Origin of the sequence: Carboxylicivirga taeanensis, assembly GCF_051851475.1 — a bacterium.
GTDB lineage: Bacteria > Bacteroidota > Bacteroidia > Bacteroidales > Marinilabiliaceae > Carboxylicivirga > Carboxylicivirga taeanensis.
The window spans coordinates 89,059-106,333 of record NZ_JBPUSJ010000005.1 but is presented as its reverse complement, the minus strand read 5'-3'; the positions used below and the strand labels follow the sequence as shown (position 1 = coordinate 106,333).

General features: G+C 42.4%; 15 protein-coding genes. 3 read left to right on the top strand and 12 right to left on the bottom strand.

Features of this window, described 5'->3' with window-relative positions; genetic code table 11:
* The 8 genes from ACSX1H_RS09385 to ACSX1H_RS09350 form a co-directional block, all read right to left on the bottom strand.
* On the bottom strand, positions 1–1,020 hold the full coding sequence (locus ACSX1H_RS09385) for a polysaccharide deacetylase family protein (RefSeq protein ID WP_439183600.1): 1,020 nt from the start codon (positions 1,018–1,020) through the stop codon (positions 1–3).
* Positions 1,007–1,969, bottom strand: a complete 963-nt coding sequence (locus tag ACSX1H_RS09380) for a glycosyltransferase family 2 protein (RefSeq protein WP_439183599.1) — start codon at positions 1,967–1,969, stop codon at positions 1,007–1,009. The genes ACSX1H_RS09385 and ACSX1H_RS09380 overlap by 14 nt, the downstream gene beginning before the upstream one ends.
* A complete protein-coding gene (locus ACSX1H_RS09375) occupies positions 1,966–2,835 on the bottom strand; it encodes a glycosyltransferase family 2 protein (protein ID WP_439183598.1) in 870 nt (289 codons plus the stop codon). The genes ACSX1H_RS09380 and ACSX1H_RS09375 overlap by 4 nt, the downstream gene beginning before the upstream one ends.
* Positions 2,836–2,837: 2 nt before the next feature.
* Positions 2,838–4,061, bottom strand: a complete 1,224-nt coding sequence (locus ACSX1H_RS09370) for an O-antigen ligase family protein (RefSeq protein ID WP_439183597.1) — start codon at positions 4,059–4,061, stop codon at positions 2,838–2,840.
* Positions 4,051–5,283 (bottom strand): glycosyltransferase, encoded by a 1,233-nt coding sequence (locus ACSX1H_RS09365; RefSeq protein ID WP_439183596.1) that lies wholly within the window; start codon positions 5,281–5,283, stop codon positions 4,051–4,053. The genes ACSX1H_RS09370 and ACSX1H_RS09365 overlap by 11 nt, the downstream gene beginning before the upstream one ends.
* A 2-nt stretch (positions 5,284–5,285) precedes the next feature.
* Positions 5,286–6,413, bottom strand: a complete 1,128-nt coding sequence (locus tag ACSX1H_RS09360) for a glycosyltransferase family 4 protein (protein WP_439183595.1) — start codon at positions 6,411–6,413, stop codon at positions 5,286–5,288.
* 4 nt (positions 6,414–6,417) lie between these two features.
* Positions 6,418–8,778: a GumC family protein gene (locus ACSX1H_RS09355; RefSeq protein WP_439183594.1), complete on the bottom strand. Its 2,361-nt coding sequence runs from the start codon at positions 8,776–8,778 to the stop codon at positions 6,418–6,420.
* A gap of 93 nt (positions 8,779–8,871) precedes the next feature.
* Positions 8,872–9,654 carry a polysaccharide biosynthesis/export family protein gene (locus ACSX1H_RS09350; RefSeq protein ID WP_439183593.1) on the bottom strand — a complete coding sequence of 261 codons (783 nt, stop codon included), beginning with the start codon at positions 9,652–9,654 and terminating at the stop codon, positions 8,872–8,874.
* Positions 9,655–10,031: 377 nt separating this feature from the next.
* Between ACSX1H_RS09350 and ACSX1H_RS09345 the strand changes: the two genes are divergently transcribed.
* On the top strand, positions 10,032–10,760 hold the full coding sequence (locus tag ACSX1H_RS09345) for a DUF8692 domain-containing protein (protein ID WP_439183592.1): 729 nt from the start codon (positions 10,032–10,034) through the stop codon (positions 10,758–10,760).
* Here the strand turns inward: ACSX1H_RS09345 and def are convergent.
* Together def and ruvX are read right to left on the bottom strand one after the other, a co-directional pair.
* Positions 10,737–11,252: a peptide deformylase gene (gene def / locus ACSX1H_RS09340; RefSeq protein ID WP_439183591.1), complete on the bottom strand. Its 516-nt coding sequence runs from the start codon at positions 11,250–11,252 to the stop codon at positions 10,737–10,739. The two genes, ACSX1H_RS09345 and def, sit on opposite strands and share 24 nt — an antisense overlap.
* The gene (gene ruvX, locus ACSX1H_RS09335; RefSeq protein ID WP_439183590.1) at positions 11,249–11,665 is read right to left on the bottom strand and encodes a Holliday junction resolvase RuvX; all 417 of its coding nucleotides are present in this window, start codon (positions 11,663–11,665) and stop codon (positions 11,249–11,251) included. The genes def and ruvX overlap by 4 nt, the downstream gene beginning before the upstream one ends.
* A 152-nt stretch (positions 11,666–11,817) precedes the next feature.
* Between ruvX and ACSX1H_RS09330 the strand changes: the two genes are divergently transcribed.
* Together ACSX1H_RS09330 and ACSX1H_RS09325 are read left to right on the top strand one after the other, a co-directional pair.
* Positions 11,818–12,336, top strand: a complete 519-nt coding sequence (locus ACSX1H_RS09330) for an RNA polymerase sigma factor (RefSeq protein ID WP_439183589.1) — start codon at positions 11,818–11,820, stop codon at positions 12,334–12,336.
* The gene (locus ACSX1H_RS09325; protein ID WP_439183588.1) at positions 12,326–12,862 is read left to right on the top strand and encodes a hypothetical protein; all 537 of its coding nucleotides are present in this window, start codon (positions 12,326–12,328) and stop codon (positions 12,860–12,862) included. Before ACSX1H_RS09330 ends, ACSX1H_RS09325 begins: the two co-directional genes overlap by 11 nt.
* A 63-nt stretch (positions 12,863–12,925) precedes the next feature.
* Here the strand turns inward: ACSX1H_RS09325 and ppdK are convergent, their stop codons facing one another.
* Together ppdK and ACSX1H_RS09315 are read right to left on the bottom strand one after the other, a co-directional pair.
* Positions 12,926–15,640: a pyruvate, phosphate dikinase gene (gene ppdK, locus ACSX1H_RS09320; protein ID WP_439183587.1), complete on the bottom strand. Its 2,715-nt coding sequence runs from the start codon at positions 15,638–15,640 to the stop codon at positions 12,926–12,928.
* 346 nt (positions 15,641–15,986) lie between these two features.
* Positions 15,987–16,997, bottom strand: coding sequence for a dihydroorotate dehydrogenase-like protein (locus ACSX1H_RS09315; RefSeq protein ID WP_439183586.1), 1,011 nt, complete (start codon positions 16,995–16,997; stop codon positions 15,987–15,989).
* Positions 16,998–17,275 lie beyond the last annotated feature (278 nt).

Sequence of the window (17,275 nt, the reverse complement as noted above, 5' to 3'; positions counted from 1 at the left end):
CTATGCCTCTCGCTGGTGAACAGCCTTTTTAAATAGTTTTTGAATAATCAACTTTAAATACTCGGCCTTCAAGGCCGCTTTGGCACTACAGGCCGTATCTTCCAAAGCGATACGGTGGATGTGATTCGGAATAACATCCTGCTTCAGGCCCTGCACCCCAAAAGACAAATCGCAGGCAGCTGCTGTTTGGTCAAACAAAGCTACCCTTAAGTGACTGTCGTTCGACGGATAAGCCATTAAACGATATGGTCCACCAAAATGCTCCTGCACGTAACGAAGGCTATCGAGTGTTTGCTGCACCTGCCCTTCCACATGCAGCTCGCTGTATGGCGGATGGTCCATACTGTGTGCCCCAATCAACCAGCCTTCGTTTTGCAGGGCCTGCAACTCTTCCTGATTTAAATAGACCGGCTGCGCAGCTAAATAGGCGGAAAAACTTATAGCTGCTTTCTCAGCCAGCTGATCAAGTAGAATCCGATCGTTGTATGTAATTGCATCGAGCTTGTCTTTATAGTTGACTGTTTGATTCAAATAGCATGGAAACTTCTCTTCCAGACTGGATTTTGTAACATCACTACGGCACTTCGCCAACAGTAGATCTCTCTTTCGTTTATAATGCAAGTCCTCATTATTTACAAAAGCCGGGTTGATAAAAAGGGCCGGTGTCACGCCATACTTTTTTAAAACAGGCCACATTAGATCATGCACCACTTTTAAACCATCATCAATGGTGATAAACACACTATTTTCGGGTAAAGGACGCCCTTGCTTTTTCCATTGGACGAGCCGATCCATACTCACCAACTGAAAATTATTTTTTAGAAAAGCAATATCCGCTTCAAATGCCTCGAGCGTACGATAGGGCTGTTTCTGAAGCAGGGCATCTCCCTCCCACCCTTTGATACTGTGATAGTTGACACATACCAGCTCCGCAGCGGCCCAACGTCTTAGCAACTTAAATGGCAGCAAACCGGCCATAATGGTCAATAATCTGCGGATGATAGACTTATAGCTCTTCATAGACATAGCTTACTTTATTTGAGGGAAAAAACAAGCACAGCCCGCACATCATTTGAACATCTCGCAGAATTTGCACCACACAACGCTCAAAAAACTGCAGCGTCATTTGTTTGCGCATGGCATAAGCTACAGCAGCAATGGTGGCGAGCAAATACAGTCCCAGCGGCCAAACCGACTGCATCACAAGAGCAGCCACTATTGAGAAAATCAACAGAAGTAAAGTGGGGTCGCTGGTCAATAGGCGCTTCAGTACATAGGAGTTATTCCAATGACTCCGGTACAAAACAGAACGCGCATACATGCCGGCTCCACTGATAAGATCTTTCCACAAACGGGCAGAAAACTTGTAATCAACGGTATGATGAATGGCCATGGTTTCTTTTTTGCGAAGCAATAAAATACCCCGTTGAGCCAATCGATAGCCTAAATCCAGGTCTTGCCCCCTTTTAAACTTGGGGCGCATGCCACCCAGCTCATCCCACAGTTGTTTGGTGATGGCAAACAGCCCGCCAGTTGTGGGCTGATAGGTGTCGGTGGCACAATATACTTTTCGGTAATAGTCTTTTGACAAAAAATTACCATCCGTATCATAATAATAATTGATAAAGTTACCCGACACAAAAGGGTACTTTAAGCCCCCTTCAGCTGTTAAAATGTGTGGCATAAAATCGGGCATTAACTCCATATCACCATCTAAAAACACGAGGATCTGCCCTTTGGCTTCCCGGCCCCCAATGTTGCGGGCAATAGCGGCATTACAAGGCCCATTGATGAGGAAGACCCGGCAAAACCTTTTAGCAATATTTCGGCTGTCATCCGTTGATTGGGAATCAACATACAACAGCTCAGCCTCCAGCCGGTTAACTTTAATGGTATCTATCACACTCTGAAGGCAGCGTTGAATCGTTGACTCCTCGTTTTTTCCGATAACAATAAACGATACCTTCATGTTGCTTCCTCCAAAATATTACGTTTCCGATAAAAAGCGAGCACTGTTCGCATAAACTGTAAGGGCAATCCGCTTAACATCTCCACCCCGGCATGGCGCTTATAATAATACCAAAGCATTCGGGCACTGGTGGAGGCATGCGGATTAGTAAAAGAGCGCAAAAAATCGCGCCACGGCTGACAGATAAAACTTCGCCCACTGCCTGTTTCTTCAATAACAGACTGAATACGAATATCCCAGCTGATTAAACTCTCGAAGCCGCACTTGGCAGCCCTCAAAATAAAATCATAATCAGAGGCATACTGAGGAAAATGTTCGGCATCGAAGCCTTGTGTTTGCCGCAGAGCTTCAGCAGGAATTAAAGTCCCCCGCCCGTTGAGGCAAACGGTTGGGTGGACGCCACTCAATGAATAATTGGGTGCCGAAAAGGCCTTGTAGTACTTATACTCCTTAGCTTTCCACCAACTAACTTTCTTAATACCTGCAAAAAAGATACGTCCATCCATGGTAGTGTTTAAACAGCCCACTATTTTTTGGGGATGCTGCTGATGCAAGTCCAAAAGATCGGATAAGAGTGTTTCGTTGAAAATAACATCGTTATTCAGGGTGATAACGACATCAGCTCCATTTTCAAGTGCACATTCAAAACCTTTATTCATCGATTTGGCCCACCACCAGTTACCGGTCCCTTTAACCTGTATCACCTGAGGGTACAGCTTACTTATCTGTTCGGCAGTCCCATCCGTTGAACCATCATCAACAACAATAGTACTAAAATCTTTATGATCCTGCTTATCCAGCAAACGCAAACATTCCAAAGTATGTTCTATCCGGTTAAATACCGCTATTACTACAAATACTTTCATAGTCAGACATGGCTTTTATCAATTGTTTCATCACGACCGGCAAACAAGATGACCATCATGCTTAAGGCCATAAAAAATACTTTGCTAAAATATTCTTCGGAAAACCCAATCATCAGGATAATAAGCAAAGCCCATACTGCAAAACGGCGATCGAAACCGTAATAATTGCATAGGCTCTGAAAAGAGCTGTACATCAATATAAAATAGAGTGAAAACCCTACTAAACCAAAGGTGGCCAGAAAGTTGGTGACACCATTGTTTCGGTGGATGGTTCGTTCATCAGTTTCGCCTGCGAAACGGGTTTCCTTTGCTTGCCCCAGCCCAACAAAAGGGCTTTTGGTAAGATCCTTCAAATCAGTTAGTCCACTTTTAAAACGGGTATTGTATGTTTGAGAGGTAAAGGCAATTTTACTTTGAATTTTTGCGCCAATAAAATCAACTCTATTGTACAGGGTAATAAAGACGATTAGGAGCACGGGCAGTAACAATAGCCGCTTGAGCAGGTTTGAACGAAAATACACATAAACTGTAATCAGCAAGCCAAGCACCACGAGCCCCGAAGTAGAAAAGGTGGTAATTAAGCCAGCCATGAGTAAAACACCGTTGCGATTTAGCAACTGCTTACTCATAATCACATTGAACAGCAATGCCACAATGATAAAACCGGCAAAAGCACCCGGCTCCCAAAATGGGCCTGAGTTGCGTTTTAACCAACCAATGGCCTCCCCTTTGGTATTGGCGGTGTAAACAATCAGGTTATCGGGCACCTTGTAATTACTCGCTTTATAAAATGGATGCTCAAAAAGTGGCGTAATCCGATCGGTCAGCAAAGATTCGAAAGATGAAATATACGAAGGGAAATAAAACAACCAGCTAATGACCACAGATACGACCAGTAGTGTGATAAAGTAAGCCGGGAATTTGGTGCCCACGGTGCGAATAATCAGATAGGCAAATAAGAGGCGAATGTGTAAACCTAAAAAACTGGTCATGGGCAGATAATAGAACTTAAGCATCTGTCCGGCCTGAATCACCATCGCTACAACAACATAAGCAATAAATAGCTTATCAATGCGTTTTCGTCGATAGATAAAAACCGCTAAAGGAAACAGCATGCATACGAGTAAAACTTCAACCCGTGCCCGGTAAAAGAAAGGAATACCTGAAAATGCAACCAGCAAGTAAACCAGCAGGTAATCTGTTATTTTGGTGGTATTAATTTTCATTTGGTGCAGTTAGTTCCTGATATAATTTAAGGTATTGATTACTAATTAATTCCTCATTGAATTTTTTGATGACACTGCCGCGCGCTTGGGTGGATAAAGTCATTTGGCGCTCATCATTCTCTAAACACCAATTAACCCCGTTTGCCAAATCGGCTGCTGAAAAAGCTTCGGCCAGATAGCCGTTAACCTGGTGCTCAATCATGTCACCATTTCCGCCAGTTGCATAGGCCACTACAGGTGTTGAACACGACAGGGCTTCCATAATCATATTGGACAGATTCTCCATCAATGAAGGCACCACCACCACATCGGCCGCTGACAGGTACTTAATTAACAAATCGTCGTCTGTTACAAAACCTGTGTTATGAATTTTAAAGGTTGTATCTGCAAATGCTTTCTTTCCCTTGTCGCCCAAAATAAGTAGTTCATAGCGCTCAGCCGATAAGAAGGACAGGGCCTTTTCGAGTAGGGCAAATCCCTTATTTGCATCCGACAAGGCATCAACAGCCGCAAAAAGAATAAGCTTTTTATCCGATTGAAAGCCCAGTTGCTGTTTCGGGTTTTCTGTCGGCGCATACTTACTGGTATCGATGCAGTTAGGCAGGTTGACTACCCGCTGATGTCGTAACAAGGCACTATTATTGGCACATTGTGTCATCCAACGGCTTAAACCCACAAAAACCAGTTGATTTGTTTTTTGATAAACGGTTGATTTAATGGCCTGCCATTGACTGACTTGTTGCGCGGTAAAACGGTTCGCTGCACGAATACATCCCTCACAGCTACTTTGGTATTTAAAACAATTGGTGGCATAGTGGCAGCCTCCGGTGTAATACCACATATCGTGCATGGAAATAAGAACCGGGGCTTTAATTTTACTCAAACAACGAACATCAAAAAAGCCTCTATTTATCCAATGAATATGCACAATATCGGGCTTTAGTTGATTAATACGCTTCGTTTGTCGCAACGCATAAATACCACTGGAGAACAGAGTGCCGGGAGTGAGTTTTAACAGGGCTTTTTCGATTTTAATCATCAGCTTGCGCCGCCATTTAGCCCAGGCCGACTGCTGTATATTTATCACTTCAGGATCGGTTGATTCTTTCTCACCAACCACCATGAGCGAGTCCACATCATTTTTTAACAGTGCCTTGTGAAGCCGGTAGGCAGCACGTCCTGCCCCATAAAAATCTTTTCCTGTTAAGTGGATAACCCGCATATCTATTTATTTATTAGTTCAATAAGTTGATCAACATTTCTACGCACATCGAACGTTTCAAGGGCATAAGAGCTTGCCCGTTCGAGTATATCAGACCTGCTTTTTTCCTGGAGGTAGTCATCCAAACTAGCCGCCATTTGTTGGAGGTCGCCATGAAAGCAGAGGCCCATATGCTGTGCATCAAACACGCCATTGGGATTAACATTTAAGCTCAGCACCAGCACATGGTTGAGCCACGATTGAATGAATGTATTAGGCATCCCCTCAGATTCACTGGTGTTAACGAAAATTTTTGCCCGCTCAAACCACCGGTTTGTTTCGTCATAGGAGCATTCGCCCAGTATATCGATTTTCGGATGGCTTAAGGATTTATAATCTTCACTCACCCGACCAATCATCACAAAACGCCATCCAGCTGTATGAGCTAAATAATCAACCAGTTTCAAAAATAATTCAGGCTGCTTAATCTTACTCATATTGCCCACCCACAGCACGATGTTCTCCTTCTTCTGCTGCCCATTTGTGGTGTTAACCGGGAACGAACTTGGAATAAGATAACTGTCACGAGTAAAGTTACTACGAATGAACTCCTGCTGCTGCCGACTTTGACAAATAATGGCTGCGGCATTTTGTTTGGCATATTCCACCAACTTATCAATGCAGTAAAAATCAAAATGGCGAATGCTTCTTTTAATTTTAGACTGGTATTTGAACGCTTTCAATGCCGTTTGGTATTTGCTACGGAATGCATCTTTGTCCTGTGCCAATGCGTACATCATTTTCCTTCCTCTTATTTTACAATACCAGGCACAAGCACCACTTAAAGCAAAATCGGTACGTTGGTAAAAAACATGGGCTTTACATTTGAACAGCAAGCGGAGCACATCAAAAAACTCCAAACTCCGAATGGTTCTGAGCCGATAGTTCAAAAACCTTATCCGTCCGTCGTAATAAGGACTCTGCCGAACGGTCTCTTCAAAGCCCCTGCCTCCAGTTAGGACTTCAACATTCCAACCCCGATTTAAAAATTCATTAATCAGGTAGTAAACCTGTATTTCAGCTCCGCCAGTACCAAACGTCACATAGTAGGGTATTACAAAACAAATTGTATTTAACTTGTTATTTTGCATTTAACTAGCTATTATCCAACGCTCCCAACCGATAACTATCATAGTATTCGTATTTGTATTTCTTTCCTTCCATACGACTGGCATTTAGCACAATTCCAATCTTATCGATGCCCTTTTCTTTGAGCTCATCAATAACGGTTTTAACCACTGCTCTTTGACTATAGTTTTCCCGCACCACAAACAGTTTCAAATCGGCATATTTCATCAGTAACAAACCATCACTTACCACGCCTACCGGTGAAGTATCAACAACAATGTAGTCATAGTTCTTTTTCAAACTAGCAAAAACAGAGTCGGTAACCGAACTGTTTATCAACTCCATTGGGTTTGGAGGCACCAGACCTGAGGAGATAACATCAATATTGTATTGCTCCGACTTTTGGATAACCTCATCCAATGTTGCCCGGTGAACATATAAAGAGGTGAGTCCAAGACTGGCATCCTTAACCTGCTCTCTGAACTGATTGTTTTTACGCAGATCAAAGCCAAGTAAAAGCACCTTTTTATTAAGTTGCGAAAGACTTAAAGCCAGGTTTAAGGCAACAAAGCTCTTACCCTCACCAGAAATACTGGAGGTCACCAATATGGTTTTATGCGCTTCTCCCTGCAGCGAAAAGGAGAGGTTCGTGCGAAGCGTACGAAAAGTTTCTGCAATCGCTTCTGAGGGCAGTTTCATCACCACATCGCTATGTTCAGACGGATGATGCAAAATAGACCCCATAAAAGGGATGTCTTTATAATCGGCTAAATCATCTTCACTTTTCACCCGACCATCAAAATAACTCATAACAATGATGAGCAGAGAGGGCAACAGCAGGCCCATGAAAATAGCCAAGCCATAGTTGATCATGTTATTGGGATACACTCTAGTCATCACTTGCGCCGGCTCAACAATTTCATGCTCGGGCAAATTAGAGGCTTTTGCTATTTGAGCTTCGGCTCTTCGTTGCAGCAAAAATGTATAAATGGCATCGTTGAGCTTAAACTTACGCTCAAAACCCACCAGCTGTCGCTCTGTTTCGGGTAAAGCTTTGAGGTTAGTTTTCAGTTCATAAATTTTAGCATCTAAGTTAGCCAGTGCACTTTCTAAAGTACCGATGGAGAATTGAATGTTCTCGGAGATGGGGTTTTTGAGACTTTCAATTTGCACCTCCAAATTTTTTAGGTACGGGCTTTTCTGCTGCTTTTTACCGATCAGCTCATTGCGCTGGTTAACCAGAATAATGAGGTTACGAATCAGTTCGTTGAGTGTTTGATCGCTAATTCCCATGGACGAAGGAACAACCAAATCGGCCAGGTTATCATCGTCTTCAAAAAACTCATTCAGATAGTTATAGTACTGAAGCTGCCGATCGATGGTTGAGCGTTCCAGCTCTATTTGGTGAAGCTGTTCAAATATTCTTCCGGCTTTGCTTGAAATATCAATCACCTGGTTACCAGCACGAAAACTCTCGAGCTGTTTTTCCGCTACATTAAGTGAGTCGGATATTTCATCCAGCTGCTGGTTGATGTAGGCAATTGTATTTAGGGCAAAGTGGTTTTTACGCTCCAGGTTTTTCTGCAGATACAAATCGGTGAGTGCCGTTATAAAATCCAGCCCCTTCTCCCGGTAAGTGGTTTCAAGGCTCAGCCTAATAATACTTACTTCCGGATTTTCGGGTGATACGCTCAGGTTCTTCTGAATTTCACGCACCAATTTTTCTTTATTCCGAAAAACAAAATGGAATTCACGCCCTTGTATTTGGGGCAATTTATTGGGTTCTTTGAGATATACCTGAAATTTATATGCATCATCCTCCAGCATATCCGACTGAAAACAGGTGGTTTGAAGTTCGACAGTCTGCTTAGCTTTTTTAACTTTTCCGGTTGAATAATTAATAACACTATATTCGCTGGCACTGGCACTGACCGTTAATTTCCCGTCTTCATGGAAAACAATTGAAACAGGCACATCCACCATTTGCGGGTGAATGGAATCATAAAGCACAACAAACGGCGACTCTTTGTATAGTTCTCTATCAATCCAGGTTCCATCAGCGTAATACTCAATCTCGAAATTAAGCTGGTCGATAGTTTCACGCACTAAAGGACTCGATTTGAGTACCAGCATTTCATTCTGAAAATGACGGGACTGATCAAACAACTGAAAGCTTTGAAGAAACTCCACCGTTTTCTGCCCCTTCATGCTGCTGTTTTCTTTGATGTAAATACTGGAAGCCACCTGATAGATTGGAGCAATCATTTTACCTGCTAAAAATGCGATGACCACACACAATAGCAGGGCGATAGCATAATAATGGGCTTTTTTTCTTAAAACACCAATCAGCTTTTTTATATCGATATATTGATCAGAATGCTCTTTCATTTATCGTATTTTAGACTTTAAGATTTTCGTTCTGTTTTTACGCTGCCAGCCAGAAAGACACCTCTTCTGGGCTGCCAGGCGGAAATACAAGCGTTACTTATTGATATAGTTGGCCACCAAAACAAACGTGGTAATTCCGGATAGAATAAGTGCCCATGGGAAGGTTTGCATCCCCCAGTGTCGACGTTTAAGCGGCTCTACATAAACAACGTCATTATGAGACAGGTAAAACTCTTCATCTCCCAAGAGAGCGATATCCGTCAGGTCAATGCGCTTTTTAAATACTTCACCGTTTTTTTCCCTTACCAGCACCACATACCGGCGATTTCCGTATTCGGTTACATCGCCAGCCATTCCAAGTGCCTGAAAAATATTTAACTGTTCGCTGGCATAGAAATACCGGCCCGGATGAAGAACATTACCCAATATGGTCACATTTTTATTGACCAAAGAGACCTTAACGCTTGGTGTATTCAAGTATTGTTCCAGCTCAAGCTTAATCTTTTCGGCCGCCTCTTCCACACTAAGGCCAACCACTTTAAAGGCTCCAATAATGGGCATGTTTATATGCCCATCTTCACTTACTGTAAAGGCCACCATGGCTAAGTCGGCCTCAGAGCGGCCACCACCATAGCGGTTCGCATCATTACTCATAAAGTTGATACGCCCATCATCAAAACTGTTTACCTGAATATAAAGCTGGTCAAATGCTTTAATCAAATTCTTGCTGCGAGGATTGTGGTAACTGTGTAATTCACTCACCTCATCGGTATCCTGAATATACACCACATCCTTTTGCGGCACGCAAGACCCAAAAACAATAAGGAGGCTAAAAAAAACAAATGCTTTAAGAAAATAATTTCGGAGGCTGGTCATAACAATTTTTTTATCTCGGGTAAATTTAATAATTGATAATTAACAGACTAACTTAATTTTATCAACGTCCATTTTTATAATACCAAAGCCTAAAATATTATGATATGTCCCAAAATAGCCAACCGCTTTTTGAAGAAATAGCCGATAGCAATTTAGCAAGGGCATCTATAAACGAATAACTTAAGGCCATGCTGAATCGTTGTGAAAATCAAATTCAACACCCAATAATCGTTCACTCATCAATATGAAATACATAATTATCAAAACGAATGACCGTTGCTCCCTCCATAAATGGCAAAAAAACTATTTTAGTTCTCCAAACCAATGAAAAATAACCATTTCACACAATAGAGTGTAGACAACTATTTGCTTTTATTATGATAAGCCTATTTAACCTAAAAAGAGTCAGCCCGCTATCGATTTTTCTTTTCTGCCACCTCATCAGCAGCCTATTTATATTGTTTGTAATATTCAGCGGCATCTACAAACTCAATGTCAGTACCGAATTTGAAGAGTATGGACTAGGTACCGACTACTCGGTATTATTATTGCTGATTGTTGCGCTAATAACCAGTGCTATTTATTTTATCCAACACAATTACGCGTCATCCTCTTCACTTCTTTGGCTTCTTATCAGTATTGGATTTGTGTTTTTAGCCATGGATGAGCAGTTTATGATTCATGAAAAAATGGACCATTTTATCCACCATGTGTTGCAAATTCAGGAAACCAGCTTATCAGACCGAATTGATGATGTCATCATTCTTCTTTATGGAGTCATTGGCCTGGTAACTCTGGCTAAGTTTCGCCATCAACTCCTAAACTGCAAACCCGGTTTACTGGTGTTAATTTTGGGAGGCGCACTTTTAGCGGCCTCTGTTGTACTGGACATCGTTACAAACGACGACACCCTTGCCCAATTAGTAAGCACGAATCAAGATAAGTTGCATGCCATTCATCATTTGGGTACCATAACAGAAGAGGTGTGCAAAATTTTTTCCGAAACCTGCTTTATCGCGGCCTTTTTGATTTACCTGAGGCACTACTACATTATAGCTCAACCACAGGTTAGCAAGCAACAATCACCGGCCCCGCAGCACCTTTAGCACTCGGTCGACTAATTTCCCGATAAAGCCTTGATAATCGATAAACAGGCGGCCTTCTAAATGGTCATATTCGTGTTGAATAACCCGTGAAGCAAAGCCCTCGTAGGTCTCGTGGACCTCTTCAAAAGCTTCATTCTGGTAAGAAATATGAATTTTAGCCGGGCGTTTTACTTTTTTAAAAACTCCCGGCAAGCTCAAACAGCCTTCAGACAGACGCACCTTTTGGGCACCAACAATCTCCAGCTGCGGATTAATGAATACTTTTTTAAACCCCTTCAACTCGGGGTGTTCATCTTTATAAACGTCTAAATCAATCACAAACAAGCGAACAGAGTGCCCAACTTGCGGAGCAGCCAAACCAATTCCATCGCAGCGATACATGGTGGACCACATATCTTTAATTAATTGCGATAAATTGGGATAAGATGGCGTAATAGCCTTAGCGACCTGCCTTAAAACCGGATGGCCATCTTGAAGCACTGTGAGAATCATAAGCGTGTTTGCTCAAGGTAAGTTTGTAATATAATAGTGGCACTCACTTTATCAATCATGGCTTTGTTTTGCCGCGCTTTTTTCTTTAAGCCGCCATCAATCATAGCCTGAAAAGCAATTTTTGATGTAAAACGCTCATCAACCCATTCAATAGGTAAATCGGGGTAGTTTTTTTTGAGGCGATTTACAAAAGGCTCAATGTACTTCATCGACTCCGATTCCTCGCCACTTGTCTGTGTTGGGTAGCCCATCACAATCTTATCAACCGGTTCTTCCTGCATGTACTTCACCAGAAAATCAAACAGTTCATGTGAAGAAACGGTAGTTAAACCATTCGCAATAATCTGCAATGGATCGGTCACAGCCACACCACTTTTTTTACGCCCGTAATCAATTGCTAATATTCGTCCCACTTTTTTTCTGCAAAGATAGGATTTACATTAATACTGATGTCATTCCGGATATTTTATGGATGCGTGAGATTTTTTTTCTAAAATTCAGACCGTTTTTTTGTAACTATCCCGCCCTTTGGGGTACTAATTAGACAGAACAAACTCTTAACACATTGAAGAAAGAAGAACTATTTAATGCGATCGTAGCAGATAACCAACAACGAATTAGGCGAATCTGCTCTTATTACAACACAAATACTGACGATCGGAAAGACATGTATCAGGAAATACTGTTAAATATCTGGAAGAGCCTGAGCAACTTTCGAAACGATTCATCCATCAATACATGGGTTTATCGGGTGGCTGTGAACACTGCACTGAGCTACAACAGCAAATCATATAAGCACCTGAAACTTATTGTGAATGCCGGCACAGAAAACCTATGCGCCATCATTGATGATTATGAAAGAGATCAAAAACTATTGGAAGAACAACGTTTAGAACGGATCCAAAACGAACTGAACACGCTTTCTGTTATTGACAAAGCACTTGTTTCCTTAATGCTTGAAGGCCTTAGCATGAAAGAAATTAGTGACATCATTGGCATTTCAGAAGCAAATGTTAAAGTAAAAATTCACCGCATCAAAAACCACCTCAAAAACAAACTAAACAACAAAAGTGATGAAAAATAGCAATATACAAGACCCCCAATTGACCAGTTTAATCAAACAGCTTAAAACAAAAGATGCCCATTACGCTGGAATCAGCAAAGGATTACAAATCTTATATTGGGTTTTATGTCCCTTCTACCTACTTATCATTGCGATACACATCGTAGAGGGAAGCTCTTACAAAGAGATTATCAGCACCTTGTGCTTTTTAACTGCCATGATATCATTTGCCTTCCTGTTTAGGAAATACCAAAAAGAATATAGTGAAGTGGATTATTCTCAGCCTACTCTGCTCATGCTCAAAAACGCTGTTAACCGCTACCAACTTTTTTGGCTCCGAACTTTAGGGATTATTCCCGGAATTCTTTTGGTGGATATCGGCTTAACATTAAATGCAGCGAATTGTACCAATGCTCTGCTGACCCAACTAATATTCCTGGGGGCGATTGGAATTGCTTTAACCACCGGTGCAATATGGGCGTACAAGCAATATAAACCATTGAGAGATCAGGCACAGGCCCTTATTGATGAAATAGAATCTGTGTGATAGAATAAAAAAAGGTCGCCCACTACTGAGCGACCTTTTATAGGTTTATTACTTTAGAATTTCTTAACGAAGGTTAGCTTGTGCTGCTGCCAAACGGGCAATTGGCACACGGAAAGGCGAACATGACACATAATCTAAACCGGTACGGTGGCAGAACTCTACCGATGATGGCTCACCACCATGCTCACCACAAATACCTAATTTCAGATCCGGACGTGCCGAACGACCTTTGTCGCAGCCCATTTCAACTAACTGACCAACACCTGTTTGATCCAGAGCCTGGAATGGATCTTGCTTCAGAATTCCTTTCTCGATGTAAACCGGTAAGAATTTACCAGCATCATCGCGCGAATAACCAAAAGTCATCTGGGTTAAGTCGTTAGTACCGAAAGAGAAAAATTCAGCTACTTCAGCAACTTCATCCGCTGTTAGTGCTGCACGAGGAATCTCAATCATGGTACCTACCAAATAGTCAACCTCCATACCTTTTTCTTCAAACACTTTTGCAGCTGTTGTACGGATGATTTCTTCCTGCATCTTCAGCTCCTTAACCGTTCCAATCAACGGCACCATAATTTCTGGTTTCGGATCAAACCCTTCCTTCTTCAGTTCACAAGCAGCCTCAATAATTGCACGTGCCTGCATCTCTGTAATTTCGGGATAGGTGTTTCCTAATCGACAGCCACGGTGCCCCAGCATCGGGTTAAATTCGTGTAGGCTTTCAACTTTATCTTTAACAACCTCAACAGCAACGCCTAACTTTTCAGCCATTTCCTTTTGTGAAGCGGCATCATTTGGCGTAAACTCATGCAACGGCGGATCTAACAGGCGAATAGTGACGCCGAATCCATCCATCGCCTTAAGGATACCATAGAAATCTTCGCGCTGAATTGGCAGTAGTTTAGCCAGTGCAGCCTTGCGTCCTTCTTCGTTCTCAGCCAGAATCATCTCCCGCATTTTCCAAATACGATCACCTTCGAAGAACATGTGCTCGGTGCGGCAAAGCCCAATTCCTTTAGCCCCAAACTCGCGAGCCGTTTGTGCATCAGCGGGCGTATCGGCATTGGTACGAACGTACATACGCGAATGCCTCTCGGCTAAATCCATAATTTTAGCAAAGTCACCATCCAAAGACGGCGTAATAGTTGCCACCTCGCCTTCGTAAACTTCACCCGTGGTTCCGTTCAATGAGATGAAATCACCTTCTTTAAATTCAACTCCTTTAATTTTTAAAGCAGTGTGCGACACTGAAATACCGGCGGCTGAAGACACACAGCACTTACCCATCCCACGGGCCACTACAGCTGCATGAGAAGTCATACCACCACGCTCGGTTAAGATACCTTCGGCCGCATACATACCTGCTAAATCTTCAGGCGAAGTTTCCCGACGAACCAAGATTACTTTTTCTCCACGAGCCGCCCACTGTTCAGCGGCATCGGCCGTAAAAACGATTTTACCTGTAGCCGCTCCTGGTGAGGCTGGCAAGCCCTTACTTAGCACGTTGGCTTTAGCAATCGCTTCTTTATCAAATACCGGGTGTAATAACTCATCCAGTTTATTGGGCTCCTGGCGCAAAACAGCTGTCTTCTCATCAATACGCCCTTCTTCCAGCATATCAATGGCCATTTTTACCATGGCAGCACCAGTTCGCTTTCCATTGCGCGTTTGAAGCATCCACAGCTTACCGTCCTGCACGGTAAACTCCATATCCTGCATGTCGCTGTAGTGATCTTCCAACTTCTGCTGGACAGCATTTAACTCAGCATATAATTGGGGCATGGCCTCTTCCAGAGATGGGAATTTAGCTAAACGATCAGCTTCTGAGGTGCCATTGCGCTCGGCCCAACGCTGAGAACCAATCTTTGTGATTTCAAGAGGGGTGCGCACACCTGCTACCACATCTTCGCCCTGGGCATTCACCAAATATTCGCCATTGAACTGGTCTTCTCCGGTGGCCGCATCACGCGAGAAACACACACCAGTGGCTGATGTTTCACCCATGTTTCCATAGACCATTGCCTGCACGTTAACAGCTGTTCCCCATTCTTCAGGAATCTGCTCCTTTTGACGATACAATATGGCACGCGGTGTATTCCACGAATCAAAAACAGCACAGATAGCTCCCCATAACTGCTCCCACGGATCAGTTGGAAAATCTTTCCCTGCGCGCTCTTTTACCACCGCTTTATATTCTTCAACAATACCTTTTAAGTCTTCTGCTGTAAAATCAGCATCTGAGTCGTAGCCTTTGGCTTCTTTTATGCGATCCAGCACCATTTCAAACGGATCGTGCTCACCTTCTTCGCCATCTACTCCCATTACCACATCACCATACATGTGAATAAAGCGACGGTATGAATCGTAGGCGAATTTTTCGTTTCCTGATTTTTCGGCGACTATTTTAACAGCGTCGTCATTCATCCCCAGGTTCAATACGGTATTCATCATCCCCGGCATAGACACACGAGCGCCTGAACGAACGGACAGTAAAAGGGGAAATGCCTCGCCTTTAGAACCAAACTTAGCATTCATAACTTTTTCAGTTGCAGCAATTCCTGCTTCAACCTCTGCCTTCATGAGTTCAACCACAGCCTCACGACCTTTTTGATTATACTCGGTACATACCTCAGTTGTAATTGTAAAACCTGCCGGCACCGGCACCCCGATCAGATTCATTTCAGCAAGGTTTGCTCCCTTGCCTCCTAGCAGATTTTTCATATCAGCTCTACCTTCAGCTTTTCCGTCACCGAAGGTGTAAACGCGTTTATTACTCATACTTAGATTTTTAATTTTAGATTTTAAAAAAGTTAGTTGAACGGATTTTTTTTCTTGCGCCTTTGAAGGAAAACTCCAAAGCCCTTACAAATAAACAAAAAAAATCGAGAAACCCGCTTTCAGTATTTGTATTATATATTAAATTGTCATTAACGAAAGGTTCGGCATTTATCCATTTATTTATCGATCGACAAACATTTGTCATACATAAGCAATATAACCATTATCTGCTACTTAGCCCACAGCAACTGGGATAGCTGAGAAAATAACCTTTCAAATTAGCACAAAAAAATGAGCAGCTCACACAAGAGACTGCTCATTAGTATAATTATTATAGTTAAACTATCTAGGTAATGGGGTACTTTTTAGTGTACTCCTTTGCATTCATCAGGTAATCGACATATTGTGCCCGTCTGTAGGCATTCGGGTCGGCCACATTTTTCTTGCACAATTTACCTTTAAAATCATCAATCTGTTCGTAACCTTTATCCTTCATCCATGCCGACAATTCGTCCAGCATGCGCGTTATCTGGATAACGCCGTTTTTATACACTGTACTCACCACCTGCACAGCGTTGGCACCAGCCAGTAACATGGTGATAACATCTTCTCCATCATGAATACCCGTATTACTGCAAATACCAGAGTTCAGATTACAGGCTAATAGCCCGGCAAAACGAAGAGCTAAACGGTTATCTCCCTTATGACTCAGATTATATGGCACACGTAACTTTTCTTCTTTAATATCGATATCAGGCTGAAACAGTCGGTTAAACAGCACGAATCCATCAGCACCGTTATGATCCATCCGGTAGACCACATTCATCATATTGGTATAAAACGGACTTAGCTTTACACCTACTGGTATGCTTACAGCAGCTTTGACCTTTTTCAAAATATCAATAAGCCCGTTCTCAATTTCTTCTGGTGATTTTTCAACATCTGAAATGGTTGAGTAAAAATTAAGTTCAAGCCCATCAACACCCGTTTCTTCGAGGTATTTAGCATACTCAACCCAACTTACATCGTAGGTACAGTTCAAACTGGCAATCACGGGGATTGACACAGTTTCCTTTAAGCGCTTTAAAGCCAAAAGGTGGGCTTTAGGACCTGAGTGCTCGATATTAGGGAATAAGGTGGTCATTTCTGCATGAATATCATCGAATTCGTGCAGTTCTTCCTCCAGCTCTGCGGCTTCCAAATGTAATTGCTCTTCGAATAACGACTTATAGACGATAGCGGCTGCTCCAGCTGCTTCCAGTTTCTTGGCCATTTCAAGATCCAAAACCAGATTGCTCGCTCCAATAATTATGGGGTTCTTCAATTCAATCCCCATATAGGTTGTCTTTAAATTCATAATAATGGTGATATTAAAGGGTTATTTAATTGCTTACTAATAAACAACAAGCAGTTAAAATCAATTGTTTTATATTAAATATGAATTAGTCTGAACAGCGTACACAATTGTTAATGTACGCCCATTAATTGGCAAAAGCAATTGGCCAATAAAGTTTATTGAGCCCAGGTTCAGATTATTAAGCCCCTTCGATGACTCTGCCTCTCAGGACTGTAATAACTAAGCCAGAGTAAGCTAGTAACCAAAGGCAATACCATACTTTCTAAAAAAGACAGAAG